This is a genomic window from Sinorhizobium sp. Y406 (genome assembly GCF_058732025.1).
On sequence record NZ_CM178974.1, the window covers coordinates 1,514,965 to 1,540,703 of the forward strand.

Consider the following 25,739-nt stretch of genomic DNA (forward strand, 5'->3'; position numbering starts at 1 on the left):
GCGGCCTCGCTTAGGCTAAAGAAGCCGCGAAACGCTCCCTGCAGCGCCGGGCGTCCCATCGGACACGCAAAGGCCGTTGCAGCACTCTGAATTCAGTATCTGCTGCGGTTCGCACGCGCCGTATTCTTCCCGGAAGGGTTTGCGCGCCGCCCGAAGGATTGACGGTCGACGATGACGATTTCCAACACCCGCCCCATCACCCCGGACCTCATCGCCTCTCACGGGCTGAAGCCCGATGAATACGAACGCATCCTGAGCCTGATCGGGCGCGAGCCGACCTTCACGGAACTCGGCATTTTCTCGGCGATGTGGAACGAGCACTGCTCGTACAAATCCTCGAAGAAGTGGCTGCGCACGCTTCCGACCACGGGGCCGCGCGTCATCCAGGGACCTGGAGAGAATGCCGGCGTCGTTGACATCGACGATGGCGACTGCGTCGTCTTCAAGATGGAGAGCCACAACCATCCCTCCTATATCGAGCCCTATCAGGGCGCGGCCACCGGCGTCGGCGGCATTCTTCGCGACGTTTTCACTATGGGTGCGCGGCCGATCGCGGCGATGAACGCGTTGCGCTTCGGCTCCCCCGATCATGCAAAAACCCGCCACCTCGTCTCCGGCGTCGTCGCAGGCATCGGTGGCTATGGCAATTCCTTCGGCGTGCCGACGGTCGGCGGGGAGGTCGAGTTCGACGCCCGCTATAACGGCAACATTCTCGTCAACGCCTTCGCCGCCGGTCTCGCCAGGGCCGATGCGATCTTCTATTCGAAGGCGGAAGGCGTCGGCCTGCCCGTCGTCTATCTGGGCGCCAAGACCGGTCGCGACGGCGTCGGCGGCGCCACCATGGCCTCGGCCGAATTCGACGAGTCGATCGAGGAGAAGCGCCCGACCGTCCAGGTCGGCGACCCCTTCACGGAAAAGTGCCTGCTGGAAGCCTGCCTCGAACTGATGCAGACCGGCGCGGTTATCGCCATCCAGGACATGGGCGCGGCCGGGCTTACCTGCTCCGCCGTCGAGATGGGTGCCAAGGGCGATCTCGGCATCGAACTCGACCTCGACAAGGTGCCGGTGCGCGAAGAACGGATGACCGCCTACGAGATGATGCTCTCGGAAAGCCAGGAGCGCATGCTGATGGTGCTGCGCCCGGAGAAGGAAGAAGAAGCCAAGGCGATCTTCGTCAAATGGGGCCTCGACTTCGCGATCGTCGGCAAGACCACGGACGATCTGCGCTTCCGCATCCTGCACGAGGGCGAAGAGGTCGCAAACCTGCCGATCAAGGAACTGGGCGACGAGGCGCCGGAATATGATCGCCCCTGGACGCCGGCCAAGAGCCCCTCGCCGCTCGAGACCAACGACATCCCGCAGGCCGACATCGCTGATGCGCTGCTGAAGCTCGTCGGATCCGCCAACAATTCTTCGCGCCGCTGGGTCTACGAGCAATACGACACGCTTATCCAGGGCAATTCGCTGCAGTTGCCGGGTGGCGATGCAGGCGTCGTCCGGGTCGACGGTCACGAGACCAAGGCGCTCGCCTTCTCTTCCGACGTGACCCCGCGCTACGTCGAGGCCGATCCGTTCGAGGGCGGCAAGCAGGCCGTTGCCGAGTGCTGGCGCAATCTGACGGCAACGGGTGCCCTCCCCCTTGCGGCGACCGACAACCTGAACTTCGGCAATCCGGAGCGTCCGGAGATCATGAGCCAGTTCGTGCATGCGATCAAAGGCATCGGCGAGGCCTGCGGCGCCCTCGAATTCCCGATCGTGTCCGGCAACGTCTCGCTCTACAACGAGACCAACGGCCAGGCGATCCTGCCGACCCCGACCATTGGCGGCGTCGGTCTGATCAAGGACTGGTCGAAGATGGCGCGCATCCGCTTTGCGGCAGCCGGCGAAACAATCCTGCTCGCCGGCGCTCCCGAAGGCTGGGGCACGCATGTTGCGCAGTCGGTTTACATGCGCGACATCCACGGTCGCACCGACGGCCCGGCGCCGCATGTGGACCTGGCGCATGAGCGCAAGGTCGGCGATTTCGTCCGCACCCTGATCGAGGACGGCCTGGTAACCGCCGTGCATGACTGCTCGTCCGGCGGTCTCGCGCTTGCCGTCGCCGAAATGGCGATGGCGTCCGGCATCGGGGCGACGATCGCAGCACCGGAGGGACGCGACCCGATCGCGGTCTTCTACGGTGAGGACCAGGGCCGCTATGTCGTGACCGCCGCCGACGCCCACATCGATGCGGTCGCCGCAAGGGCGGAGACCGCGGGCATCGCCCTGCCGGTCATCGGCAGGACCGGCGGCGATATGGTCAAGCTCGGCGCGGCAAAGGCAGTGCCGGTTACGGACCTGCGGTCCGCCCACGAAGCCTGGTTCCCCACCTATATGGGTGGCGATCTCGCGCCGGACAATTGATCGAAAGCCCCCTCGAAAAGCCTCAAATCAGCATTTGCTTTCCGCCCCTGAATCGTGGTTCCCTGAACTCAGGTATGGCGAAAAGCAGTGCTTTCGCCCACGCGATAACAAGGAGTTGGCGTATCATGCCCATGGCACCAGGCGACATCGAAGACATGATCAAGGCCGGCATCCCCGGCGCCAAGGTCACGATCCGCGATTTGGCCGGTGACGGCGACCACTATGCCGCCGAAGTCGTGGCCGAAGCGTTTCGCGGCAAGACCCGCGTGCAACAGCACCAGATGGTCTACGACGCCCTGAAGGGACATATGGGCGGCATGCTGCATGCCCTCGCCCTGCAGACCAGCGCCCCGGACTGAGGCAGATGGCGGACCTGATCAAGGAATTCGTCAGCGGCGTCATCGACAGTGCATTAAAGGAAGTCCTCAAAAAGTCCGGCAGCCGCAGAACCGCGAACCGTCGGATCAAGCGTCGATCCCGGAAAACCGCGTCGGGCGGCGGACTGCTTGGCGATATCCTCGAGGCGGCAATCCGCAAGCCGGCGAAGAAGCAGGTGAGCCGCCGCCGCACCGTCAAGGCCCGAAGCAAACTTCGCCGCCGTTCTGCCTGAAGCACACGTTTTGCCCACCGCATGTTGAGGACCATCAATTTTTATTGCAGCGGGATGGGTGAAATATGCCCCCATTCATGCTATCTAGGCTCAGGAAGACCCGGTCCTTGAAGCCGGCGCGAGAAGGAAGACAAGATGAGCGGAATTCACGATTTCATTGACAACGAGGTCAAGACCAACGACGTCGTTCTCTTCATGAAGGGCACACCGCAGTTTCCGCAATGCGGGTTCTCCGGTCAGGTGGTCCAGATCCTCGACTATGTCGGTGTCGACTACAAAGGCATCGACGTGCTCGCCGATGGTGATCTGCGCCAGGGCATCAAGGACTATTCGAACTGGCCGACCATTCCGCAGCTCTATGTGAAGGGCGAGTTCATCGGTGGCTGCGACATCGTACGCGAGATGTTCCAGGCCGGCGAGCTTCAGACGGTTCTTGAGAACAATGGGATCTCGGTCAAGGGTGCCGCCTGACATCGAATGTCCGGCATTTCGCCAGGCTCGAAAAGGCGGGTGACCGCCTTTTTTGATTCCGGCGCTTTCTGCCGGTCTTCTAAATTTCGATGCGCTCCATGAGTAAGCCGCAAATTTCCGGTTACTTGCGTAGCATTGCCTCAGCGGTCTGCCAATCGTGAGACACCCGCCTGGCGATATAATTCCACGCGCCTCGAACACGCGCGGCCCGGGCCGGATCTCAAGCACTGAATTCATACGCTTTACAATAGGTTTCCGCGCGTTTCCAGAGTTCTACTTTAAGTCGCGAGCGCGTGTCGCTGCAGGTATAATGACATGACAAAGCCGTTAGATCACACCGCCGCCCTTTCCGGATTGTCGAAGATCCAGTTCATCGCATTGATGGCCATGCTGATGTCCATCAATGCGCTTTCGATCGACATCATGCTTCCGGGCCTGCAGCAGATCGGCGCCAGCCTCGGCGTCGCCGACGAGAACGAGCGCCAATACATCCTCTCCGCCTATTTGCTCGGCATGGGCTTTGCGCAACTGTTCTTCGGGCCGCTATCCGATCGATTTGGACGCAAGGCACCGCTTTTGGGCGGGCTTGCGCTCTACGCCATCTGCGCGCTGGCGATCGCTTTCGTGCCGACCTTCACGGCGCTCCTCGTCCTCCGGTTCGTCCAGGGTGTCGGCGCGGCCGCGACCCGGGTCGTGACGGTCTCGATCGTGCGTGACGTTTATGGCGGTCGCCAAATGGCAGAGATCATGTCCCTGGTCATGATGGTGTTCATGATCGTTCCGGTCGTGGCGCCGAGCATCGGACAGTTGATCATGATCTTTGCGGAATGGCACATGATCTTCGTGGTCATTGCGCTCTTCGGGCTGGCCGTTTCAGCACCGGTGGCCCTTCGACTCAGGGAAACGCTGGATCCCGCCTATCGGCGTGCCTTCACGGCCGAGGTGATACTGGACGGATTCCGCATCGTGCTCACGAATCGGCTGGCGCTGTCCTACACGCTGGCGATATCGGTTCTCCTCGGCGGCCTCTTTGGCTTCGTCAACTCGGCGCAGCAGATTCTCGTCGGCATCTATGGCCTCGGCATCTGGTTTCCGGCGGTTTTCGCCACCTTCGCCAGCGCGATGGCGGTTGCCTCATTTGTCAATTCACGTCTTGTCCGGCGGTTTGGCATGCGTGCACTTTCGCATGCGGCTCTTCTCGGCTTTGGGCTTACGAGCTTCGTTTGGCTATCCCTGTCGCTGATGGGGCCGCTACCGCTGCCGCTCTTTGTCGTCCTGCAAGCGGCGGCCATGTTCCAATTCGGGCTGATGGCAGCGAATTTCAATGCCATGGCCATGGAGCCGCTCGGTCACGTCGCCGGAACGGCATCCTCCGTTCTCGGATTCACCCAGACGGTCGGCGGAGCTCTTATCGGCGCAACCATTGGCCAGGCCTTCGACGGCACGGTCACGCCCTTGGCCGTCGGCTCTTTCAGCATCGCCGTCCTTGCCCTCGCCTTCGTACTGATCGCAGAGGGCGGCAAACTTTTCAGGCCACACAACCCCTCGGGCTAGCAAACGGTCTCCCTGTGTTTCTAGCGCAGGGCGCCGCTTTCCAAACTGCTCAAGGTCAGTTGATCACATACGGACGCTCGACAATGTCTACCATTACCGGACAACCAGATTCGCTCGACAGGGCTTCGGGCGCGGCCCGCATCCGCATGGGCCTCGTCGAATTCATCATTACCATCGCTCTCATGACCGCGAGCGTCGCGATCGCGATCGACAGCATGCTGCCGGCCCTGACGAGCATCGGTCAGTCGCTCCGGGTTGCGAATGCCAACGACGCCCAGCTCGTCATCGCCGTGTTCTTCTTCGGCTTCGGCTTTTCACAGATCTTCTTCGGTAGCCTGTCCGACGCATTCGGCCGGCGCGTCGTGCTCATGGGAGGTCTTGCCGTCTTCACCCTCTCGATGTTTGCCGCGTCGCAGGCGGCGAGCTTCGAACAGTTGCTGGCGCTACGCTTCGTCCAAGGGATCGGCGCCGCAGCCATCCGCATCACGACGCTTGCGATCGTTCGCGACTGTTTCGGCGGCCGCGAGATGGCGCGCGTCATGTCCTACGTCATGATCGTCTTCATGATCGTGCCGATCGTCGCGCCGTCGTTCGGACAGCTCGTCGTCTTCTATGCCAGCTGGCATTGGATCTTCACTCTGATCGGTTGTATCGGCTTCGTGCTCTTCTTCTGGGCGCTGGCGCGCATGAAAGAATCGTTGTCGCGCGAAGAGCGCCTGCCGCTCTCGGCGAGCGCCGTCTTCGCCGGCTTCCGGACGGTCCTGACGAACCGAATCACCTGCGGCTACATGATCGGCATGACGCTCTTCACTGCGGTCATCTGTGCCTATATCGTGACCGTCCAGCAGGTCTTCGGTGAGGTCTACGGGCTCGACGAGTGGCTGCCGATCGCCTTTGCCGGAACGGCGGGCGGCATCGCCGCCGCCAATTTCGCCAATGGCTTCTTCGTCCGCAGCTTCGGAATGCGCCGCATCTCGCATGCCGCGATGATCCTGTTCACGGCGCTGGCAGCCAGCGGCTATGGCGTGTCGCTCGGCGGCACGCCCACCTTCGTCGTGAGCTATGTCCTGTTTTCGGTCCTGCTGATGTTCTTCGCGGTCATCGCCACCAATTTCACCGCCATCAGCCTCGAGCCGATGGGACATCTTGCCGGAACAGCAACGGCCATCACCGGCTTCGTCTCGACAACGGGCGGGGCGCTTCTCGGCGGCGCCGTCGGGCAACTCTTCGACGGCACCCTTGAACCGCTGTTCGGCGGCTTCGCCCTCTTCGGTCTCCTGACCATTCTCGCAACGCTTTGGGCAGAAAAGGGAAGGCTCTTCACCCATCCCGGGGATCAGGATGCCGTGCACGACCACGGTGCCCACGTTTGACACTGGAGGATACGATGCGGGCGGTCTCCTGCCCGCATCCCTCACCCTAATTCGAGCGGTGGTCCCGTGAAGCGGAGATTATAGCGGCTTGCGGCCGCCAGGATTGCCGGCATATCGGTCGAGATGGAATAGTGGCCGGCCGCCATTTCTGCGAAGAAGGCTTCGAAGCCGCCCGGTGTCAGGATGACGAGATGCCGACAAGGACGGTCTCCGACGATTTGGAACGTATGCTCCGACCCCCGCGGTATGAATACCGTTTCTCCCGGGCCGCGCCTTAGCTCCTCACCCTCGAGCCAGAATTTGCACTGACCTGTGACGATTATGAAAATCTCGTCTTCGGTTTCGTGTACGTGCCGCGGCGGACCGCTTCCGACCGGCGAGAGACTGTCGACGATCGACATCTTGCCGCCTGTAGCCTCGGTGGACAAAATCGTGCGGTATCTGACGCCGTTCCAGTCGATGGCATCGCCGGGATAATCTTCATTGTTCATCGTCTTTCTCCGTTTAAGCGTAAAAAAACGAAAAGCGCTCTCGTTGACTCCTGCTTACTCACCATCTCACTATCGGTCCAACCGATTGTCGTGATAGGTGCTATCGCGAAAATGAATTTTGCAACATTCGACCTCAACCTGATGCGCGTTCTCGATGCCATTCTGCGCGAAGGCTCTACGGTGCATGCGGCCAAACGGCTGAATATGTCCCAGTCCGCCGTGTCGGGCGCCCTGGCGAGGTTGCGGTACTCACTCTGTGACGAACTCTTCGTCCGCCACGGCAATCGCTTGGTTCCGACCGACTACGCCAAGTCCATCGAATTGCCGCTCAGGGAGGAGCTTGATCGGCTTGCAGCCATTCTTGCGCCGCCGAGCGCGTTCGATCCGGCGACAGCCGTGGGAACGTTCCGTATCACGGCAAGCGACTTCTTTGCGGAGATGCTGATGCCGCCGCTGGCCGACCTGCTGCGCAAGCAGGCGCCCGGCATCAGGGCGCAGCTCGTCGATCTCGTTCCGAACAGCTATATCGATAGCCTTGAGACCTATCGCGCCGACCTCGCCCTCATTCCGAACCAGTCGATTCCGAACTGGACCAGCAGCCAACCTCTCTTCTATTCGAGCTTCGTCGTGATCGCACGGCGAAGGCATCTTCAGTTGGCGACGGCAGGCTTGGCGCCGGGAACGATCGTGCCGATGGACCTGTACTGTGAGCTCGGCCATGCTCTCTTTTCGCCCGAGGGAAATTTCTCGGCCATGGGCGATGCTGCCCTGGCCAGAATGGGCCGCAGCCGGAAGGTCGTTATGACCTTACCGGTGTTCTCCGGCGTTTGCCGCGCCGTCGCGGAAAGCGACCTGATCGCGTTGGTCCCGCGTCAGCTTGCCGAACGCGTCGCTCCACAGATGGGCTTGGAGCTCTATCGCCCGCCCATGCCGATCGATCCGCCCCTGGTCATTGCTGTCTGGCACCGTCGCTCCGCTTCGAGCCCCTTGCACCGCTGGATGCGTGAGAAGATCATCGGCTTGATGCGCCGCCTCAATGAAGGTGAGCACACCTCCATTGGATCATGACCAAATCCGGCACTTGCCTCCGATCAGGCTCAGACCGTGAAGACCTCGCGCCGCAGCGCGTCCCAGCTTTCCTTGTCCGTCGCCAGCAGCAAACCGCCGCTCAAATGCGCCGGCAGGTAGGGTGACCCGTCGAAGCGCGCGGCAAAGGCACCGGCCTCCTCGGCGATCAGCGTGCCGGCGAGATGGTCCCACGGCATCAGCTTCTGATACATCAGAAAGTGCAGGTGGCCGCCGGCAAAGATGCGATATTCATGCGCCGCGCAGCGGTAGCTGGTCGCCATCCGCACCTTCGCGAGGTTGCCCATGACGATGCGGCGATCGGCTTCGCCATAGAAGCCCGTCGAAGCGCCGCCGACCATGTTTTGAAGCGGCACGCCGGTGCTCACCGACAGTCTTTCCTGTGAGCCGTTCGGCCGGCACATCCAGGCGCCGGACCCTTTCTCGGCAATGACCCAATCATTGCCGAGCGGATCGTAGATGATGCCGGCCACCGTCTCGCCCTTGGCGACCACGCTTGCCATCACCCCGAAGAGCGGCATGCCGGCCGCGAAATTGAACGTACCGTCGATCGGATCGACGACGATGGCGAGATCGGCATCCGCCAGCTCTTCGAGGAGCGCCGGATCGGCGGCGACCGATTCCTCGCCGATGAAGACGGAGCCCGGCGCAATCGCATCGATCCGCGATTTGATCAGCCGTTCCGCCGCTTCGTCCGCTTCGGTGACAAGGTCGATCGCTTCCGTCTTCACCCGCACATCGCCGGATTCAAGATTGCGGAACCGCGGCAGAATTTCCTTCATCGCCGCCTCCTGCAGAAGGTTTGCAAGGGCGGCAATATCGACGGAATGGCTCATTCTCGGGGCTCCGGGGAAAGGGACTGGAAATCGAACAGCTTGGGATCGAGGAGGTGCGACGGGTTCGCGTGCCCGAGCGCGCGAAGCATGGTGTCCTTGCGGCCGGGCATACGCCGCTCGATATCGGCAAGCATCGCCTTCATCGCGTTACGCTCGAGCCCATCCTGGGAGCCGCAAAGGTCGCAGGGAATGATCGGAAACGCCATCGCCGCCGCGAAACGCGCAAGATCCTCCTCGGCCGCATAGGCGAGCGGACGCAGCACCATCAGGTCGCCGTCGTCGTTGAGAAGTTTCGCCGGCATGGATGCGAGCCGTCCGCCATGGAACAGGTTCATGAAGAACGTCTCGAGGATATCCTCGCGATGATGCCCGAGTACGAGCGCATCGCAGCCTTCCTCCCGGGCGATCCGGTAGAGATTGCCGCGACGCAGCCGCGAACAAAGCGAGCAATAGGTCGCCCCCGTCGGCAGCTTTTCCTTCACGATCGAATAGGTGTCGCGATACTCGATCAGGTGCTCGACGCCGATCGACGTGAGATAGTCCGGCAGGATGTGCTTCGGAAAGTTCGGCTGCCCCTGATCGAGGTTGCAGGCGACGAGCTCGACCGGCAGCAGGCCGCGCCACTGGAGGTCCATGAGCAATGCCAAAAGGCTGTAGCTATCCTTGCCGCCCGACACGCCGACAAGCCAGCGCCTCGCACCGTTGAGCATCGCAAAGTCATCCAGCGCTTGGCGGACTTGCCTGAGCAGACGCTTGCGCAGTTTATTGAAGGCGACCGAGGACGGCATGCGCGAGAACAGCGGATGGCGGTCGGCGTCAAGGCCGGCGAAATCCTCATCGACAGCGATGTTCGTCCTGTCGCGCTCAGACGATCGTGCGGTTTCCATGGCATCTGTCTCGGAATGTGCAGGGCATTAATACGGCCAAGGGCTGAACCAGCACTTGCCCGGTCGGCCCCGGAAGATCAAGGGGAAATCGAACCGCCGCCCCTGTGATTCGGCACAATGGCCCCCCGCCCCGTTTTTGGCGGTGGAGAGGGACAGGATCGTGGCGCCCTCCCCAGCTACCTGAACACACGGAGTAGCGTTCCGGCCAAGGCTGGAGATCGCCGACATCTTTCGTAGCTATGGCCCCGCGTGGCAGCGGGCCAATGCCGGCATGTAAGCTGGTCCAGCTCAAGGTCATGAAGGCGATCGAAGTCTGCCGAACCGAGGCGCTCTCGGCCAGGATGTGCTGAATATGGCGCTTACCGATGAGGCCCGCGCCAAGTACGGTCAGCATAACCCGCTGATCATGGTCACTTCAGCCCGTGCTGGCCGCCTTGATCATTGTCGCCGCGCGCCGGATGGCAAGCTGGTAACCTTCTGTTCCAAGGCCGCAGATTACGCCGTCGGCGCGGTGCGAAACGAACGAATGGTGTCGGAAGCTTTCGCGCTTGTGCACATTGGAGATGTGGATCTCGATCACGGGCCCTTCAAATGTGTTCAGAGCGTCGAGGATAGCGAGTGAGGTATGGGTGAAGGCCGCCGGATTAATGACGATGCCCGCACCGTCTTCGCGCGCCTCATGAATCCAATCGATGATCTCGTATTCCCGGTTGCTCTGATGAAAGCGGATTTCATGGCCGAGTTCGGCTGCCAGCTTGCGGCAGTCCGCCTCTACGTCTGCGAGGGTTTCATGCCCGTAGATGTGCGGCTGGCGTTTGCCAAGCAGGTTGAGGTTTGGTCCATTGAGAACGTAGATCAAACTCATAGCATAGTGTCCTTGTTGAGCACGTCGTCCTGGTCAGACGACTGCCGTGGCTTGAACAGCAAAATCAGGGTCCGACTCGTAGAGATCGGCACGCAAACCGAGCCTGCCAGCTTCGAGAGCAGGCGCGGCGATCACCCGCGCGGCCTCGAGAACGGCAGTGAGAAGCTTCTGCTTGATCTCCGCAGTACGACCCGGTGCCATCCGCAAGATGATTTGGATGAAATGATTATCGAGATGTTCATCGCCGACGCAGGAGTATGTCGCCTCCCGCGCAAGCGTGCGCACGGCGGAAGGTTTCACAAGGCCGCCATCGCGAACGCAGCGATGCACGGCCAGGGTGAGCCGGTCCATGGCCACATGCTCGCCCGCGCCCCGGCTATAATCGATGATGATATGCGGCACTTGGGATCTCCCCATCAAGCCGACAGGCGGCATAAATCGGTAAAGTGACGAGACATGCGCTCTGCGTCGGGTGCGATCCCGGTAAACAATTCGAAAGCCGCTGCTGCCTGGTAGACGGTCATGCCGCCGCCGGGAAGGGTCCGGCAGCCTTTTCCTTCAGCGAGCGCAAGGAGCTCAGTGACGAGCGGCATGTAGACGATGTCGGCGACCCAATGCCGCGGCAGAAGCCAATCCGGGTCGATCGGCAAACCTGGATGGCTCTTCATCCCCGTCGGTGTCGCGTGGATAAGGCCTTCCGCGGAGCGCAGGGCACCGCCGACGTCCGTCGTGGCACGGGCACAATCCCTTGAGAAGCGATCGTTCAACTGCCCAGCCAAGGTCTCTGCCCGTTTCGAATCCTGGTCAAAGATCGATATTCTCTCAATACCGAGCTTGATTGCGGCATGCGCCACGGCGACACCGGCACCGCCGGCGCCCAGCAGCACGGCATGCGACTTCGCGACGTCCGGAAGGCCGCGCTGGAAATTCTCGTAGAAACCGTACCAATCAGTGTTGTGGCCGATCCTCTCGCCGTCACGAAAGACCACGGTGTTGACCGCACCGAGCATCTCTGCATCCTCGGAAAGGCGATTGAGGTGGGCGATCACCGTCTGTTTGCACGGATGCGTAATGTTGCTCCCGGCAAAGCCGCGCCGCTCTTCCTCGTCGAGGAGGTCCGGCAGCGCCGAGGCGGGAAGGCCTCGCTCGGCCAGATCGAGAAGCTCGTAACGGTAATCGAGGCCCTGATGTCGAGCTTCCGTTTCGTGGAGCGCCGGGGACTTTGACATTTGAATGTCGGCCCCGATCAGTCCCACGAGAAATTTCTTGTCGTGCATTGGCATCGCTTTCGAACGTCAGTGGTGGGCCAGGATTTCGCCGAGGAAGGTTTTCGTGCGTTCATGCCGGGGAGACTTGAAGAAGACCTCCGGTTGGGCCTCTTCGACGATTTCTCCGGAAGCCATGAAGATGACGCGATCGGCGACCTGGCGGGCAAAGCCCATTTCGTGCGTGACGCAGATCATCGTCATGCCGTCACGGGCGAGCCCGATCATCGTGTCGAGCACTTCCTTCACCATTTCGGGATCAAGGGCAGAGGTCGGTTCGTCGAAGAGCATGACCTTCGGCTCCATGCAGAGCGCGCGAGCGATGGCAACGCGTTGCTGTTGGCCGCCGGATAGCTGCGCTGGATATTTTTCCGCTTGGTCAAGGATGCGGACGCGCTCGAGATATTTTCGAGCCAGTCGCTCTGCGTCAGTGCGGCTTGTGCCTCGAACACGCATCGGGGCAAGCGTACAGTTCTGAAGCACGGTCATGTGCGGGAAGAGATTGAAACTCTGGAAGACCATTCCCACTTCGCGACGGATCGCATCGATGGACTTGCTGCTTCCGTCCAGTACCTGACCCTCGACGACGATCTTGCCGTCCTCGATCGTTTCGAGGGCGTTGATGCAGCGGATTAACGTCGATTTCCCGGAGCCTGACGGCCCGCAGAGGACGATTTTTTCGCCTTTGCGGACCGATAGGCTGATGGATTTCAAGGCATGGAAAGCGCCGTACCACTTCTGTACGTCCTCAAGGGAAATCAGCGTCGGTTGACCGGTTGCGGAATTGAGCACGGAACTCTCCATTTGGGCTTTAGAGCATGATCCGACCGGAGTAAAACGAGGATCGATAAGATCATGCGTCGGAAGAAAGCGTTACAGCGCCGATCTGATCCAGTCAGATCGGCACGCGCTTTAATTGACGGTGAACGGGATGTTTGGAATCGATTCCGGGAACTGCGGCAGATCGATTGCCATCCACTTTTTCGTGACGGCGGCAAGCTCACCATTGGCCTTGATCTTCTCGATGAAGGCGTTGACGGCTTCGTTCCAGTCCTTCTCGCCGAGACGGGTCCCGACGCCGTTGTAGGTCGTCAGAAAGTCAATCTTGCGCTCATAGGTGCCGGCACTCGCCGCATCCAGACGCTGGCCATAGAACTGGTTGCCGCCAATCGCCTTTACCTGTCCGGAGATGAGAGCCTGAATGGTTGCGGCGTCGTCATCAAAGCGGCGAACCGTCGCGGTGGATCCGACGGCGTCCGTGACGGCCTTGTCCTGCGAACTGGACTTAGGAACGCCAATCTCCCATCCCGCAACGTCTTCAGGCTTCGTAACCGTGTCGGACTTTGCGGCATAAAGGGAAATCGTGTTAGCGGCGTAGGGCTTGCTGTATTGGATCGATTTCGCGCGTTCTTCCGTCATCGCCATCGTTGCGAACAGGATGTCGACTTTGCCGGTCGTAAGCGCCGGAATTCGGTTGGCGACGGCCAGCGGCTGGAATTGAACGTTCACGCCCAACTCCTTGGCAAAAAGGTTGGCGACGTCGGCGTCGAAGCCGTCCTGCACGCCGCTTGTGTTGACGAACCCCCATGGCGCATTGTCGCCCTGGATGCCGACCACAAGCGTGCCCTTTGCCTTGATTTCCTCCACACTTGCCGCAGAGGCGGTGGCAGCACCAACGGTTGCGAAGGCAATGGTTGCCAGTGCAAGTCCGAGAAAATTCCGACGATTGTGATGCATGCTTATTCTCCTCCTCAAGAGTTTTGCTTCGAGCGAAGCGGTTATCGGGCAGCTTTCGCCATCCGTTTTTCGAGGCCGCTTCCGGCATGGGAGAGCGGCCAGCAAATGATGAAGTAGATTGCGCCGACGATCCCGAAGACGAGCAGCGGACGATAGGTCTGGTTTGAAATGATCTGGCCGGCGCGAGTGAGTTCAATGAAGCCGACGATTGCTGCCAGCGACGTCCCCTTGATGAGCTGGACAAGGAATCCGATCGTGGCCGGCATCGAGATTTTCAGGGCCTGCGGCAGGACGACGTCTTTCATCCGCGAGACATAATGCAGACCGAGGGCGTTGGCGGCTTCCGTCTGCCCCTTTGGCACAGCCTCGATGGAACCGCGCCAGATCTCTCCCAGGAAAGCACTGGCATGGAGCGTGAAGGCGATTGCGACCGCGATCCACGCATTGACCTCGATGCCCAAAAGCGCAACGCCGTAGTAGACAACGAAAAGCTGCATCAGAAGGGGCGTGCCCTGGAAGACGCCGATATAGCCTGCGGTGATCCTCCGGGCGGCTTTCGTCTTCGAGGTGCGCAGCAGCGCGATCAGGATTCCGAATATCCCCCCACCGATGAACCCTACGATCACGAGCAGCACGGTCCACTTCAAACCCTGCATCAAAAAGAAGAATTCATTTTCACCGATTGGACCCATGGCTGCCTCCTATCGCGTCGGGTAGTTGAAGTAGCGGCGGGAAATAAGGGCGAAGAGGCCCATCATCAGGGTCGAGATAACCAGATAGATAGCGGTCACCGTGAAATAGACTTCGAAGCTGCGGAAGGTGTCAGACTCAATGCGCTGAGCGGCCGAGGTCAGTTCGTAAGCGGCGATTGACGTGCAGACGGACGTTGTCAGTGTCAGCATGATGAACTGGCTTGTGAGCGAGGGATAAATCGCCCGCAGCGCCGGCTTGAGCACGATGAGCCGGAAGACGTCCGCCTTGTGCAGTCCGAGGGCGAAGCCAGCCTCGATCTGGCCACGCGACACGCTCTCGACCCCGCCTCGAATGATCTCGATTGCGTACGCGCCACCGTTGATGCCGAGGGCAATGATCGCCGTAACGGTCGGATTGAAGCGTATGCCCATGAGAGGAAGGGCAAAATATATGAAGAAGATCTGCACGAGGAATGGCGTATTACGCACGACCTCGACGAACATGATCACGGGAGTGCGTGTGATCTCGCTCTTGGACGTCCTTGCCACAACGCCCAGGATTCCGATAACGAGCGCCAGGAGCATCCCAGCCAACGCAAGGCCAAGCGTTCCAAGCGAACCCCACAGCAATTCCGGGGCGCGGTCGAGGACCGCACCGAAATCGAAGCTATAAGGCATGTAAGACTTCCTCCTTCCGACCGGCCTATGCCACGTCGGCGCCGGATCACTGATCCGGTTTCAAAATTCCCAGCGCGCTCTCATGGAGATGTTTTAAATGTGCCTCCGGGTCCACCGACCCGACGAGTGGCACTTCAACCGAGATAGCAGTGCCGTGTTCGGTTGCCGCCCACAGGTCCTTCAATGGCAATTCGCCTTCCCCGGGAGCAAGCCTGCCGCCTCTAGCCTCGGCGATCATTGCTTCCGATGTTTTGGGAGCAGGCCCGCGGACGTCGCAAAACTGCACGTGTTTTACCTTCCCCGCATTTGGCCGAAGCTCGTCGACCGAGGCGCCGTTTCGGAAGAAGTGAATCCCGTCAACAAGGATACCGGCGTTCTCTGCTCCGCAGGAATTCACGACCGCTACACTGTCGCGAAAGGTTCTTACCGTCCGCCAACCCATGTTTTCGATGTCGACTGACATGCCATATCGCGCCGCGAGGGCGCAAAACTCCGAAAGGTTTGTGGCAAGACGACCGCCGTCGCGATCATCGCCGCAAACACTCAGCCGGCGCGCCCCTATGTTCGCAGCGGCTGCCACGGTCGCCTCATGGCAGGCCGCGACGAAGCTCTCGTCGATCACGAAGAACTCGATATCGAACACCTTGATGCCTTCGCCATCGGCAACGGCCTTGAATTCCTGGGCACTCCGGCTGCCCACCGGCAACTCGTAGAAAGGGGCTCCGGGAAAGGCGGGGTGGAGACGCAGCCCTATCGACGCAAAACCCGCCCGAGCGGCGATCACGGCGAACTCCTTGGGCGCCAGCGTGATGGATGAAAAATGCGCCGCGCCCAGTTCGGGGCCCGGTCCTGGCGTCGCGACGGTCATCACAAGATCCCCTTTGTCGCGAGGTGTTTGCGCAGATTGGTTCCCGTGCGGTGAATATGCTGACGCAACATGTCGCACGCATAGTCCAGATCACGCGCGACGGCTCCCTGAGCAATCTCACTGTGCTCCTGGCTGACGTTGCGGTCACCCGACGTGCGGGTCAGAAACGCCCGGCGATAACGGTCGTTGAGATTGAGAAGCAGTCTGCAGAAATGGAGCAGGATCGGCTTCCCGCAGCCCGATATGAGTGTCAGATGAAATTCGCGGTGGAGCTCCTCCCAGCGCTCCAGTGTCTCCGGACGAGCTGCGTCACGCTCGGTGCGATTCAGGCGATGCAGCGCGCGCATGACGTTGCCTTCCCACTCGACGTCGCCGACCCGCATGGACTCGCGAAGCGCAAAGATTTCAAACTCTTCGCGCAAGGTGGTTATCTCTTCCAGATTGGCCAGGGAAATCGGTGAAACGCGGTAGCCGCGATTGTCCTCGAACTCCACTAGACCGTCCGATATCAGCCGCGCCAACCCTTCACGCAGCGGACTGAGGCTCACGTTGAACGTCTTGCGCGCCTTGTCGAGATTGATCTTGCTGCCGGCCTGAAGCTCGCCAGAGATGATCGCCTCACGAAGACGGGAGGCAAGCTGGCTCCCAATTGTGTTTTTGCCGTCATCGAGAAAGCCAGAAGACGATGGAGCATCTTCTGTCGTCGGAGCAAATGCGCCGTCGTCATCCGGTACCATTGTTCCTCCCAGGGTTCCTCGAGCTAATTGTCGATGATCGATATATTAAACGATTATTCCTGTCAACTTGAGTGCGCTTAATCTGCAAAATTCGAGCGGCCAGCCGCATTTATCAAACAATGTTTCGAAAAATCAATGCATTGAATGCCGATATCTTGGTTCTTCCGACCAATTGTCGCTGCGAGGACGCATGGCAGCCTTGACATATAATCGATTATTTTGATAGTCGGGGAAACCGGGAGGTAGCCCACATGGTGATCAAAACTGAATGCGATCTGACGCCAGCCGTCCTTGGTGTGATGAATCGCACTGAAGACCCCCGCCTGCGGGAAATCCTCGTGGCGATGGTCAAGCATCTTCATGCCTTCGTGCGCGAGGTTCGACTGACGGAGGTCGAGTTTCGGGAGGCGACAGCCATTCTGAATGAGATCGGGAAGCTGCATACCGATCATCACAACGAGTTTGTACTGATGGCCGGTTCCCTTGGCGTGTCTTCACTTGTCTGCCTGCTGAACAATGGCGACAGCGGGCAGACTGAGACCTCCCAGTCGCTGTTGGGCCCATTCTGGCGGCTCAACTCTCCGCGAGTCGAAAATGGCGGGTCGATCATCCGATCCGAGACGCCGGGCACTCCCTTGTTCGTGCATGCCAGCGTCGTCGACCGCGACGGTAAGCCAATTGCCGGCGCCGAAGTGGACGTGTGGCATGCATCTCCCGTCGGTCTTTATGAAAACCAGGACCCGGACCAGGCCGAGATGAACTTGCGCGGCAAATTCATGACCGACGAGCAAGGTCGGTTCTGGTTCAGGACCGTCAAGATGGTCGGGTATCCGATACCGGTCGATGGCGTGGTCGGACGCCTGCTCAAAGCTCAGGGACGCCATCCGTACCGACCAGCGCACCTGCACGCACTGATCTTCAAGCATGGATACAAGACGCTGATTTCCCAGGTCTTCGACCCCAGCGACCCGAACATCGACTCCGATGTTCAGTTCGGTGTCACGGCAGCGCTGACCGGCGACTTCATTCGTCATGAGGAGCCCCATCCGACCGAAGCGGATATTCCTGGTCCGTGGTTCTCGCTCGACTACACCTATGTCATGGAGCCCGGCGAAGCCGTTTTGCCGCGTCCCCCGATCAAGTAAATCACGATCAGCAGAGCAAACGATATGATCACCGAAGAAGAACGCCGGGCCGCGGCAGACGCGCTGCTCAAAGCTGAAATCGAGCGCAAGCCGATCATTCAGCCTAGCCAGACCTACCCGAACCTCGAACTCGAGGACGCCTACCGAATTCAGGCTTTGTGGGCGGAGGCGAGAGTGGCCAAGGGTGCACGGATCGTCGGGCATAAGATCGGCCTGACGTCACGCGCGATGCAGATGGCTTCGAAGATGACGGAGCCGGACTACGGCTGCATTCTCGACGATGCGCTTTACAACGACGGAGCGCAGATCAGGGCTGACCTGTTTATCAAGCCGCGCCTCGAGGTCGAGCTGGCCTTCGTCATGGGTGAGGATCTCGTCGGGCCCGGCACCAGGATCTATGACGTCATGCGTGCGACCGAGTTCGTTGTCCCGGCGCTCGAAATCATCGACTACCGGACCGAAGTCCCTCGAGCGATCACCGATACCATTGCGGACAACGCGGCTTTCGGCGCCCTCGTCGTTGGCGGCCGTATAATTCGGCCGATGGACATCGATATCCGTTGGGTCGGAGCGACTCTTTCCAAGAACGGCATCATCGAGGAGTCGGGCGTTTCGGCGGCGATCATGGGACATCCGGCAGCCGGCATTGCGTGGCTGGTCAACAAACTTCATGCTGTGGGCGGCGGCCTGAAGAAGGGACAAATAGTCCTGGCCGGCTCGTTCACGCGCCCTGTCGATATCGCGAAAGGTGACGTCATTCAGGCCGATTACGGCCCTGTCGGCTCGATCGGCGTGTCGTTCGTGTGAGGTGCTGGATGGAACATCCTGTCAATCGGTTCAAGCAGAAGCTTCTTGCCGGTCAAAGTCAGATCGGCCTGTGGTGTGGCCTGCCGGGAAGCTACGCCGCGGAAATCGTCGCGCCTTCCGGTTTCGATTGGCTCCTGTTCGACACGGAACATTCTCCGGGTGACGTTCTGACCGTCCTGCCACAATTGCAAGCGGTCGCACCATACGACGTTTCCCCAGTCGTCCGCCCGGCCATCAACGACCCCGTTCTCATCAAACGTTTCCTGGATATCGGCGTTCAGACGCTGCTCATTCCTTACGTTCAGAACGCGGAAGAGGCGAAAGCCGCAGTCGCGGCCGTGCGGTATCCTCCGGAGGGAATTCGTGGTGTTTCCGCCCTGACGCGCGCCACTCGTTTCGGCCGAGTTGTGAACTATGCGCAAAATGCGGAACGGGAAATTTGCCTTTTGCTGCAAGTTGAGACGCGGGAGGCGCTTGGCAACCTCGAGTCGATTGCCTCGGTAGAGGGAGTGGATGGGGTATTCGTAGGACCGGCAGACCTGGCAGCGAGTTTCGGACACAGGGGCCAACCGAGCCACCCGGAGGTGGTCGGTGCAATCGTCGACGCGATTGAACGCCTGAAAGCCTTGGGCAAGCCTGCGGGCATTCTTACCCCGGATGAGACGTTCGCGGCACGGTGCATCTCACTGGGAACACTTTTTACTGCCGTTGGTGTCGATGTCGCCGTTTTGGCAAGGGGATCGGAGGCACTCGCGGCACGATTTTTATCGCAAGAAGCGTGCCGCGATGCCGGAACGTGAAGAACTCCTCATTGAAATCGCACCGACGGGAGTCATCAGAGCGGCGGTCAACATGTCGAATGCCGCACTTGTCAAACTCGATCCGGTGACAGGCGTTCTAAAGGGGCAGAGCGCGCAGATCGCGACCGCACTTGCGGCAGAACTCGACTGCGGTTTGTCGCTGGTCCGATACGGATCGGCTGCCGACATTCTCGCGGCTGCCGAAGGCAGCGAGTGGGACGTTGCGTTCATTGCTTCCGATCCGTCACGTGCCGACAGGTTCTCCTTCTCGCCACCCTATACCACGGTGACCGCCAGCTTTCTGGTATCGGACCGGAGCCCTCTGGGCAGCGTCGAGCATGTTGACGTCGAAGGGGTGCGCATTGCCGCAGCCAGAACCGCTGCGTATACAAGGGAGCTTGAGCGACAGATTAGAAGTGCAATCCTCCTCCATACCGAAAGTCCCGCCTCCGCCCTGGACATGCTTGTATCCTCCGAGTGCGATGCGGCTGCGGGCCTGACCGAGTCCCTGTCACGTTTCTGCGAAGAGAATCCAGGTTTCCGAGTTGTTGAGGGGACATTCTCGAAAGTGCCTCAGGCGATCGCTGTGCATCGGAGGTGTGTCCACGCGTCAACCTTCCTGTCGGACTTCATCCAACAGCATTGCAGTGCGGGTAAGCCGAGCAATCCTTAATTTGCATGGGGCACTTCAATTGGGACAATTTCCTCATTCCGCGCCGCACCGGCGGATATCGCTGGCTGCGCTCAGGGTAGGCTTCGCCCCCTCCCGCAAGCAACCGCGAGAATGATCACGGCCCGAACACCGACCATCCCGTGCGCGCCGCCAGCATCTCAAGCGCCAGCGAGCCGAGCAGCGAGTTTCCGTTCTCGTTCAGTCCCGGCGACCAGACGGCGATCGAGGCCCTGCCCGGCGCAACCGCCATGATACCGCCGCCGACGCCGCTTTTGGCGGGCAGCCCGACGCGATAGGCGAAATCGCCGGAGCCGTCATAATGACCGCAGGTGAGCATCAGCGCGTTGATGCGCCGGGCCCGCTGCCGCGAGACCACGGAATGCCCGGTCAAGGGATTGCTGCCGCCGGCGGCGAGGAACAGTCCCGCCTTGGCGAGCTGGCTGCAGGTCATTGCCAGCGCGCAATGGTGGAAATAGACCCCGAGCACATGCTCGGCCGGATGGTCGAGCCGTCCGAAGGAGCGCATGAAATTGGCGAGCGCAAAATTGCGGAAGCCGGTTGCCGTTTCCGAACGCGCAACCTCGTGGTCGATCACGATTGTGTCGTCGTCGGCGAGATAGCGCACGAAGCGCACGATCTCACCGATAAGTTCCCTCGGCGTGTGGCCGGCAAGGATGAGATCGCTGATGGTGATCGCCCCGGCATTGATGAACGGATTGCGCGGTTTGCCGCCCTCGTGTTCGAGCTGGACGATCGAATTGAAGGCCGAGCCGGACGGCTCGCGCCCGACGCGGTTCCAGATGTTCTCGCCATGCTTTCCGAGTGCCAGCGTCAAGGTGAACACCTTGGAGACGCTTTGAATCGAGAACGGTACTTCCGCGTCGCCGACGCGGTGCAATTCGCCATCCGTCGTCACAATCGCCATACCGAAATGGCGCGGGTTTACCCGAGCGAGCTGGGGAATATAGTCGGCGACCTTGCCCTCGCCGAAGCGCGGCGCCAGCTCCCGATGGATGTCGTCGAGGATCAACTGGAGATCCTGTCGCGCTGTCTGCTCCGGCATGCGGCACTCCTCGGCGCTGGCGTGGGAGAGACCCTCCGGGAAACTTTTCTGCCCGCGTCCCGCCAACTTATGAGATCCGTTCCGATCTTCCCCTATAGAAAAACCGCCCGTTTCCGGGCGGTTCCAAAAATCCAGCCACGAAGGCCCGGATTAACGCGAATAGAATTCGACGACCAGGTGCGGCTCCATGACGACCGGGTACGGAACGTCGGAGAGAACCGGAACGCGGGCATAGGTCGCGACCATCTTGTTGTGATCGACTTCGATATAGTCCGGAACGTCACGCTCGGCGAGTTGCACGGATTCGAGAACCGAAACGAGCTGCTTGGACTTTTCCTTGACTTCGATGACGTCGCCCGGCTTGCAGCGGTAGGAACCGATGTTGACGCGAACGCCGTTGACCTTCACGTGACCGTGGTTGACGAACTGGCGCGCAGCAAAAACTGTCGGAACGAACTTGGCGCGGTAGACGATCGCGTCGAGACGCGACTCGAGCAGGCCGACCAGGTTTTCCGGAGTATCGCCCTTGCGGCGGGACGCTTCGTCGAAGATCGCGCGGAACTGCTTCTCACGAATGTCGCCGTAGTAGCCCTTCAGCTTCTGCTTGGCGCGCAGCTGCACACCGAAATCCGACAGCTTGGACTTGCGGCGCTGGCCGTGCTGGCCGGGGCCGTATTCGCGGCGGTTGACCGGGGACTTCGGACGGCCCCAGATGTTTTCGCCCATGCGGCGGTCAATTTTGTACTTGGACGACTCGCGCTTGCTCATCGCATTTCCTTTCAAACGGTTACGCCGGTCTGTTGCCAAACCGGTCAAGGAAACACGCCCTCCTCTGAACTCGTTTTTGGAGTTCTGACAGGCTTCTCGCGATCACGCGAACGCTAAGAAGCCACGGGACATGTCAAATGAAACACCGGGCATCGCTGCCCGGCGTTGGGCGGGTCTTTACGCAGAGGACGCTGATTTGTCAACGGAATATGACGCAGGTGGCAGATTTTCCTTCGCCGTCTTGCGCCGAGGCTCACTCGGCCGCGGCGCGTCCGGCATTTCCTGCATCGGGCGCGTCGGCATCGCCCGGCGCGGTCTCCTTGCCCAGGTCGGGGAAAGCGACGATGCGCTTTCCAGAAAAATCCGCATGGGTGACGATCAGCCCCTGCTCCTCGAAGTAGCCGAGCAACCGTCTGGCGCGACGCGCGGAGTGCGTACCGTAAGCGCGGGCGATCATTGCATCCGAAGGGCACGGCAGACCCCGCACGGCAGCCTGGGCCATCATCAGGAACACTGCCTGCAGGTCCTCCGTCACTCTTTCGGCGAGTTGAACGGCAGAGCCCCATGTATCGGTCGCGGCGGTCTCCGGATCGACGCCGGAGCGCGCAACAGCCATCTTGCGACGGAAGGCGCTCAATGTGAGCGCAGCCCCCGGCACACGGCGTATGCGGCAGCGCACGAGAAAGTCCTGATAGAGTTCCGCATCGGGGCGGAAGGCGGCTTCCGGATTTGCAAGGATTTCGGCGAAGAGGCCATCGAGCAGCGCCCCCCGCTCCTCTGCCGACATCTCCGGCTGCGCCGACTTGATTTCCAGCGGCGCTGCCGGTTCCGGTCGCGGGCGCGACAACTCGGCCAGAATGTCGCTTGCCGGGCGCGGCTGCGGGGCCGCACGGCGAATGACAGGCCGGGCCAATTCCTCCGGATCTGGCGTGAAGATCAGGTCTTCCACGTCCTGCGGCGCTTCCGGCAAGGGCATCAGCTTCGGGCTCGTCGAGCGGGCCGATGTTTCGACCGAACCGATCGTCACCTTCAGCGGACGGCGCGAAAGCGCCGGTCCGAGCGCCACGAAGGAACCGCGCTTCAGGTCTCGGAACATCTCCGCGGTGCGCCGGTCCATGCCGAGGAGATCGGCGGCGCGCTGCATGTCGATATCGAGAAAGGTCCGTCCCATCAGGAAGTTGGACGCTTCGGCCGCGACGTTCTTCGCGAGCTTCGCCAGTCGCTGGGTGGCGATCACACCGGCAAGTCCGCGCTTGCGGCCGCGGCACATCAGGTTCGTCATGGCGCCGAGAGAAATCTTGCGCGCCTCTTCCGAGACATCCCCACCCACGGAAGGCGCGAACATCTGCGCTTCGTCGACGACGACCAGCACCGGATACCAATAGTCCCGGTCGGCATCGAACATCGCATTCAGGAACACGCCGGCGCTGCGCATTTGCTGCTCGATGTCCATTCCCTCGAGCGACAGTACGCAGGAGACGCGGTGCTGGCGGATGCGGGTGGCGATGCCGATCAGCTCCGCATCCGTGCGCTCGCCTTCGACGACCACGTGTCCGAACCTGTCGGCGAGCGTGACGAAATCGCCCTCCGGGTCGATGATGCATTGCTGCACCCAGGGTGCGGACTGTTCGAGCAGGCGGCGCAAAAGATGCGACTTGCCGGAGCCGGAGTTACCCTGCACCAGGAGACGCGTCGCCAGAAGCTCTTCGATATCGAGCGAGGCCGAAGTCCCTTCGGACGTCGTTCCCATGTCGATGCCGACTTTCATTCCCACCTCTTCGTCGCTGCCTGATTCGCAATACGCCACGGACCGTCAAACGGGCAACCAGTAGCAGGACTTGCGAGGCTCGCCCCCCGCATCGCTTGCCTGGTTTTGTCTCGCCACAGATCTTGTCGGAAGCCGCGGGGCGCTGTTCGAAACCTGCTTAGCATGGAATAATCCGCTGCCATGCGGCCCTTTGCGAAAACCCACAGGGAATCCGCGGTCGTAACATGTCACCGCACCCGATTGGTGGGCCACTCGCAGCAATTGAAAATGTTGCAAGCACCACCTACATGTTTCGCACCATTTCAGCGGAGCAGACACGGACCGATGAACCAGTACGAAACCGAGAACCATTACCGACTGCATGAGCACCTACGTGAACCCAGCAAAGACACCTACCGGGTCATTTCGCAGGCAGAGGCACGGCGATCGTGGCTGAGCCTGGCACTTGCAATCGCTATCGTACTTGGCATCGCCGCCTTCATTCTGCCGACAGCATTTTGACGTTCGGCCTACAGCACCGTAAGCCCAAACCCCTGCATCAGCCGGCGCGTGGCGAAATCGGGCTTGCCGGACGTGAAGATCGCCGGATCCTCGCCATTGAGCGGTTCGAAGCCGTTCGGCAGCGCCACCAGCGAGCGTGCACGCCGTGCAATCGCCTCGGCGGGATCCAGCCAATCGACCGGCCATGGCGCCAGCCGCCGGAAGACATTGACCATGAAGGGATAATGGGTGCAGGCGAGCACGACGATGTCGGTCTTCCGCCCATCGAGTTCCACGAAGCAGGGGGCGATCTCCGCGAGGACGGTTTCGTCCTCCAGCTTTTCGCCGCGGATATAGGCCTCGGCCATGCGCGCCAGGTTTTCCGATCCCACGAGTCGCACATGGCATTGCGAGGCGAAAGACTGGATGAGGTCGCGGGTGTAGGCACGCCTCACCGTGCCGGGCGTGGCAAGCACCGCGACCACTCCCGAGCGCGTGCGCTCGGCTGCCGGCTTGATTGCCGGCACCGTGCCAACGAAGGTCATTTGTGGATAGGCGGCGCGCAGCTCCGCGCCGACCAGGGTGAAGGCCGTGTTGCAGGCGATGATGCAGATTTCCGGATCGTGTTCGGCCAGCAATCTGCCGAAGAGCGCGACCACGCGCTCCTTCAGGGCGCCCTCCTCCCAACCGCCATAGGGAAAGCCGGAATCGTCGGCGACATATATGAAATGCCGTTCGGGCATCAGCACTCGCGCTTCGCGCAGCACCGTCAGTCCACCGATACCGCTGTCGAAGACCAGAATGGGTTTCGGTTCAGTCGTCGTCACCGCCGCTCCGTGCTTTCCTGCCCCGGTCCGGCGCGCCCGAACCGCGTGGGTTTTCCCGCGTGAAGCGGTCGAGCGAGGAGATGACGCCGCGCAGCACCTGGATTTCGGATTCGGTGAAGCCCGGCCTCGTCAGGACAGCGCGCAGGTTTTCCATCAGTTTCGGTTTCTTGTCGGCGGGACGGAAATAGTTGCGTGCCTCCAGCGCCTCCTCCATGTGGTCGACCAGGCCCTGAAGCTGTTCCTTCGTGGCAGGACGCTGCGCTATCGCCTGGAACGAGGTCTCGTCCTCCGAGGCCATGCCGGTCTTCAGCCATTCATAGGACATGAGCAGCACGGCCTGCGCCAGGTTCAGCGACGCGAAAGCCGGATTGACCGGGAACGTGACGATCTCGTCGGCGAGCGACACCTCCTCGTTGGTCAAGCCCGTGCGCTCGCGGCCGAAGATGATCCCGACCGCTTCACCGCCCTTGAAGCGCGTGCGCAACTCCCGCGCCGCGACGATCGGCGAGCGCACCGGCTTGAAGCCGTCGCGATCGCGGGCAGTGGTCGCATAAACGAAATTGAGATCGGCGACCGCCTCTTCGAGCGAGCCATAGAGTTTGGCATTGTCGATCACGTGGTCGGCACGGCTGGCGGCGGACCGCGCCTTCTCGTTCGGCCAGCCATCGCGCGGATTGACGAGCCTCAGTTCCGACAGCCCGAAATTCGCCATGGCGCGCGCCACCATGCCGATATTCTCGCCGAGTTGCGGATAGGCGAGAATGATCGCCGGGCCTTCCGTCAAGAGTTCGCGCTCGCTGTTGGTCCCTGCCATGCCATCCTTGCCTTCGCCTTCGTCCGGCGCCTCCCTCGCAC

The 25,739-nt window shown here is 61.0% G+C and carries 29 protein-coding genes and 1 pseudogene; 13 read left to right on the plus strand and 17 right to left on the minus strand.

Annotated features, from left to right (window positions below):
• The first annotated feature begins 171 nt into the window (after positions 1–171).
• The 6 genes from purL (at position 172) to AC4P1R_RS07325 (ending at position 6,411) form a co-directional block, all read left to right on the plus strand.
• Entirely contained in the window at positions 172–2,403 is a 2,232-nt protein-coding gene (purL, locus tag AC4P1R_RS07300; protein WP_492177552.1) for a phosphoribosylformylglycinamidine synthase subunit PurL, read from the plus strand.
• 125 nt (positions 2,404–2,528) lie between these two features.
• Entirely contained in the window at positions 2,529–2,762 is a 234-nt protein-coding gene (locus AC4P1R_RS07305; RefSeq protein ID WP_069458536.1) for a BolA family protein, read from the plus strand.
• 5 nt (positions 2,763–2,767) lie between these two features.
• A complete protein-coding gene (locus tag AC4P1R_RS07310) occupies positions 2,768–3,013 on the plus strand; it encodes a hypothetical protein (RefSeq protein ID WP_069458535.1) in 246 nt (81 codons plus the stop codon).
• A gap of 135 nt (positions 3,014–3,148) precedes the next feature.
• The gene (gene grxD / locus AC4P1R_RS07315; RefSeq protein WP_069458534.1) at positions 3,149–3,484 is read left to right on the plus strand and encodes a Grx4 family monothiol glutaredoxin; all 336 of its coding nucleotides are present in this window, start codon (positions 3,149–3,151) and stop codon (positions 3,482–3,484) included.
• 315 nt (positions 3,485–3,799) lie between these two features.
• On the plus strand, positions 3,800–5,038 hold the full coding sequence (locus tag AC4P1R_RS07320) for a multidrug effflux MFS transporter (RefSeq protein WP_492177553.1): 1,239 nt from the start codon (positions 3,800–3,802) through the stop codon (positions 5,036–5,038).
• Positions 5,039–5,121: 83 nt separating this feature from the next.
• Complete coding sequence (locus AC4P1R_RS07325; protein WP_069458533.1) at positions 5,122–6,411, plus strand: multidrug effflux MFS transporter; 1,290 nt, start codon at positions 5,122–5,124, stop codon at positions 6,409–6,411.
• A gap of 41 nt (positions 6,412–6,452) precedes the next feature.
• Here AC4P1R_RS07325 and AC4P1R_RS07330 read toward each other — a convergent pair whose 3' ends face one another.
• Entirely contained in the window at positions 6,453–6,902 is a 450-nt protein-coding gene (locus AC4P1R_RS07330; RefSeq protein WP_492177554.1) for a cupin domain-containing protein, read from the minus strand.
• A gap of 111 nt (positions 6,903–7,013) precedes the next feature.
• Here AC4P1R_RS07330 and AC4P1R_RS07335 point away from each other — a divergent pair, with 111 nt between their 5' ends.
• Positions 7,014–7,970 carry a LysR family transcriptional regulator gene (locus AC4P1R_RS07335; protein WP_492177555.1) on the plus strand — a complete coding sequence of 319 codons (957 nt, stop codon included), beginning with the start codon at positions 7,014–7,016 and terminating at the stop codon, positions 7,968–7,970.
• A gap of 29 nt (positions 7,971–7,999) precedes the next feature.
• On the opposite strand, the gene AC4P1R_RS07340 is transcribed toward AC4P1R_RS07335, so the two are convergent.
• Positions 8,000–8,824 carry an inositol monophosphatase family protein gene (locus AC4P1R_RS07340; RefSeq protein ID WP_492177556.1) on the minus strand — a complete coding sequence of 275 codons (825 nt, stop codon included), beginning with the start codon at positions 8,822–8,824 and terminating at the stop codon, positions 8,000–8,002.
• Positions 8,821–9,711 carry a tRNA 2-thiocytidine(32) synthetase TtcA gene (gene ttcA, locus AC4P1R_RS07345; RefSeq protein ID WP_492177557.1) on the minus strand — a complete coding sequence of 297 codons (891 nt, stop codon included), beginning with the start codon at positions 9,709–9,711 and terminating at the stop codon, positions 8,821–8,823. The genes AC4P1R_RS07340 and ttcA overlap by 4 nt, the downstream gene beginning before the upstream one ends.
• A 211-nt stretch (positions 9,712–9,922) precedes the next feature.
• Here ttcA and AC4P1R_RS07350 point away from each other — a divergent pair.
• Positions 9,923–10,055, plus strand: a pseudogene (locus tag AC4P1R_RS07350) (IS91 family transposase); the annotation flags it as partial.
• A 71-nt stretch (positions 10,056–10,126) separates the two neighbouring features.
• Here the strand turns inward: AC4P1R_RS07350 and aroQ are convergent.
• The 9 genes from aroQ to AC4P1R_RS07395 all read right to left on the minus strand — a co-directional run bounded on the left by aroQ (position 10,127) and on the right by AC4P1R_RS07395 (position 16,553).
• Entirely contained in the window at positions 10,127–10,576 is a 450-nt protein-coding gene (aroQ, locus tag AC4P1R_RS07355) for a type II 3-dehydroquinate dehydratase (protein ID WP_069458528.1), read from the minus strand.
• Between the two features lie 33 nt (positions 10,577–10,609).
• Positions 10,610–10,978 (minus strand): 5-carboxymethyl-2-hydroxymuconate Delta-isomerase, encoded by a 369-nt coding sequence (locus AC4P1R_RS07360; RefSeq protein ID WP_492177558.1) that lies wholly within the window; start codon positions 10,976–10,978, stop codon positions 10,610–10,612.
• Positions 10,979–10,992: 14 nt separating this feature from the next.
• Complete coding sequence (locus tag AC4P1R_RS07365; protein WP_492177559.1) at positions 10,993–11,853, minus strand: shikimate dehydrogenase; 861 nt, start codon at positions 11,851–11,853, stop codon at positions 10,993–10,995.
• A gap of 18 nt (positions 11,854–11,871) precedes the next feature.
• Positions 11,872–12,633: an amino acid ABC transporter ATP-binding protein gene (locus AC4P1R_RS07370; RefSeq protein ID WP_492177560.1), complete on the minus strand. Its 762-nt coding sequence runs from the start codon at positions 12,631–12,633 to the stop codon at positions 11,872–11,874.
• Positions 12,634–12,753: 120 nt separating this feature from the next.
• Positions 12,754–13,578, minus strand: a complete 825-nt coding sequence (locus AC4P1R_RS07375; RefSeq protein WP_069458524.1) for a transporter substrate-binding domain-containing protein — start codon at positions 13,576–13,578, stop codon at positions 12,754–12,756.
• Between the two features lie 41 nt (positions 13,579–13,619).
• Positions 13,620–14,270: an amino acid ABC transporter permease gene (locus AC4P1R_RS07380; protein ID WP_492177561.1), complete on the minus strand. Its 651-nt coding sequence runs from the start codon at positions 14,268–14,270 to the stop codon at positions 13,620–13,622.
• A gap of 9 nt (positions 14,271–14,279) precedes the next feature.
• Entirely contained in the window at positions 14,280–14,948 is a 669-nt protein-coding gene (locus AC4P1R_RS07385) for an amino acid ABC transporter permease (RefSeq protein ID WP_492177562.1), read from the minus strand.
• Between the two features lie 46 nt (positions 14,949–14,994).
• Entirely contained in the window at positions 14,995–15,816 is an 822-nt protein-coding gene (locus AC4P1R_RS07390; protein ID WP_069458521.1) for a sugar phosphate isomerase/epimerase family protein, read from the minus strand.
• The gene (locus tag AC4P1R_RS07395) at positions 15,816–16,553 is read right to left on the minus strand and encodes a GntR family transcriptional regulator (RefSeq protein ID WP_069458520.1); all 738 of its coding nucleotides are present in this window, start codon (positions 16,551–16,553) and stop codon (positions 15,816–15,818) included. The genes AC4P1R_RS07390 and AC4P1R_RS07395 overlap by 1 nt, the downstream gene beginning before the upstream one ends.
• 251 nt (positions 16,554–16,804) lie before the next feature.
• Here AC4P1R_RS07395 and AC4P1R_RS07400 point away from each other — a divergent pair, with 251 nt between their 5' ends.
• From AC4P1R_RS07400 to AC4P1R_RS07415, 4 genes are read left to right on the plus strand one after another with little or no spacing between them, the layout of a single operon-like run.
• Positions 16,805–17,698 (plus strand): intradiol ring-cleavage dioxygenase, encoded by an 894-nt coding sequence (locus AC4P1R_RS07400; RefSeq protein ID WP_492177563.1) that lies wholly within the window; start codon positions 16,805–16,807, stop codon positions 17,696–17,698.
• A 24-nt stretch (positions 17,699–17,722) separates the two neighbouring features.
• On the plus strand, positions 17,723–18,505 hold the full coding sequence (locus AC4P1R_RS07405; RefSeq protein WP_069458518.1) for a fumarylacetoacetate hydrolase family protein: 783 nt from the start codon (positions 17,723–17,725) through the stop codon (positions 18,503–18,505).
• An 8-nt stretch (positions 18,506–18,513) separates the two neighbouring features.
• Positions 18,514–19,305 (plus strand): 4-hydroxy-2-oxoheptanedioate aldolase, encoded by a 792-nt coding sequence (hpaI, locus tag AC4P1R_RS07410; RefSeq protein ID WP_069458517.1) that lies wholly within the window; start codon positions 18,514–18,516, stop codon positions 19,303–19,305.
• A complete protein-coding gene (locus AC4P1R_RS07415; protein ID WP_069458516.1) occupies positions 19,292–19,978 on the plus strand; it encodes a transporter substrate-binding domain-containing protein in 687 nt (228 codons plus the stop codon). The genes hpaI and AC4P1R_RS07415 overlap by 14 nt, the downstream gene beginning before the upstream one ends.
• Positions 19,979–20,093: 115 nt before the next feature.
• Here AC4P1R_RS07415 and AC4P1R_RS07420 read toward each other — a convergent pair whose 3' ends face one another.
• The 3 genes from AC4P1R_RS07420 to AC4P1R_RS07430 all read right to left on the minus strand — a co-directional run bounded on the left by AC4P1R_RS07420 (position 20,094) and on the right by AC4P1R_RS07430 (position 23,577).
• A complete protein-coding gene (locus AC4P1R_RS07420) occupies positions 20,094–21,041 on the minus strand; it encodes a glutaminase (RefSeq protein ID WP_069458515.1) in 948 nt (315 codons plus the stop codon).
• A 150-nt stretch (positions 21,042–21,191) separates the two neighbouring features.
• Positions 21,192–21,809, minus strand: a complete 618-nt coding sequence (gene rpsD / locus AC4P1R_RS07425; protein ID WP_069458514.1) for a 30S ribosomal protein S4 — start codon at positions 21,807–21,809, stop codon at positions 21,192–21,194.
• 253 nt (positions 21,810–22,062) lie between these two features.
• Positions 22,063–23,577, minus strand: a complete 1,515-nt coding sequence (locus tag AC4P1R_RS07430; RefSeq protein WP_492177564.1) for a helicase HerA domain-containing protein — start codon at positions 23,575–23,577, stop codon at positions 22,063–22,065.
• A gap of 324 nt (positions 23,578–23,901) precedes the next feature.
• Here AC4P1R_RS07430 and AC4P1R_RS07435 point away from each other — a divergent pair, with 324 nt between their 5' ends.
• Positions 23,902–24,078: a hypothetical protein gene (locus AC4P1R_RS07435; protein ID WP_492177565.1), complete on the plus strand. Its 177-nt coding sequence runs from the start codon at positions 23,902–23,904 to the stop codon at positions 24,076–24,078.
• A gap of 8 nt (positions 24,079–24,086) precedes the next feature.
• Here AC4P1R_RS07435 and murI read toward each other — a convergent pair whose 3' ends face one another.
• Both murI and AC4P1R_RS07445 read right to left on the minus strand, forming a co-directional pair.
• The gene (gene murI / locus AC4P1R_RS07440; protein ID WP_492177566.1) at positions 24,087–24,884 is read right to left on the minus strand and encodes a glutamate racemase; all 798 of its coding nucleotides are present in this window, start codon (positions 24,882–24,884) and stop codon (positions 24,087–24,089) included.
• Positions 24,871–25,698 (minus strand): RNA methyltransferase, encoded by an 828-nt coding sequence (locus tag AC4P1R_RS07445; protein ID WP_492177567.1) that lies wholly within the window; start codon positions 25,696–25,698, stop codon positions 24,871–24,873. The genes murI and AC4P1R_RS07445 overlap by 14 nt, the downstream gene beginning before the upstream one ends.
• Positions 25,699–25,739 lie beyond the last annotated feature (41 nt).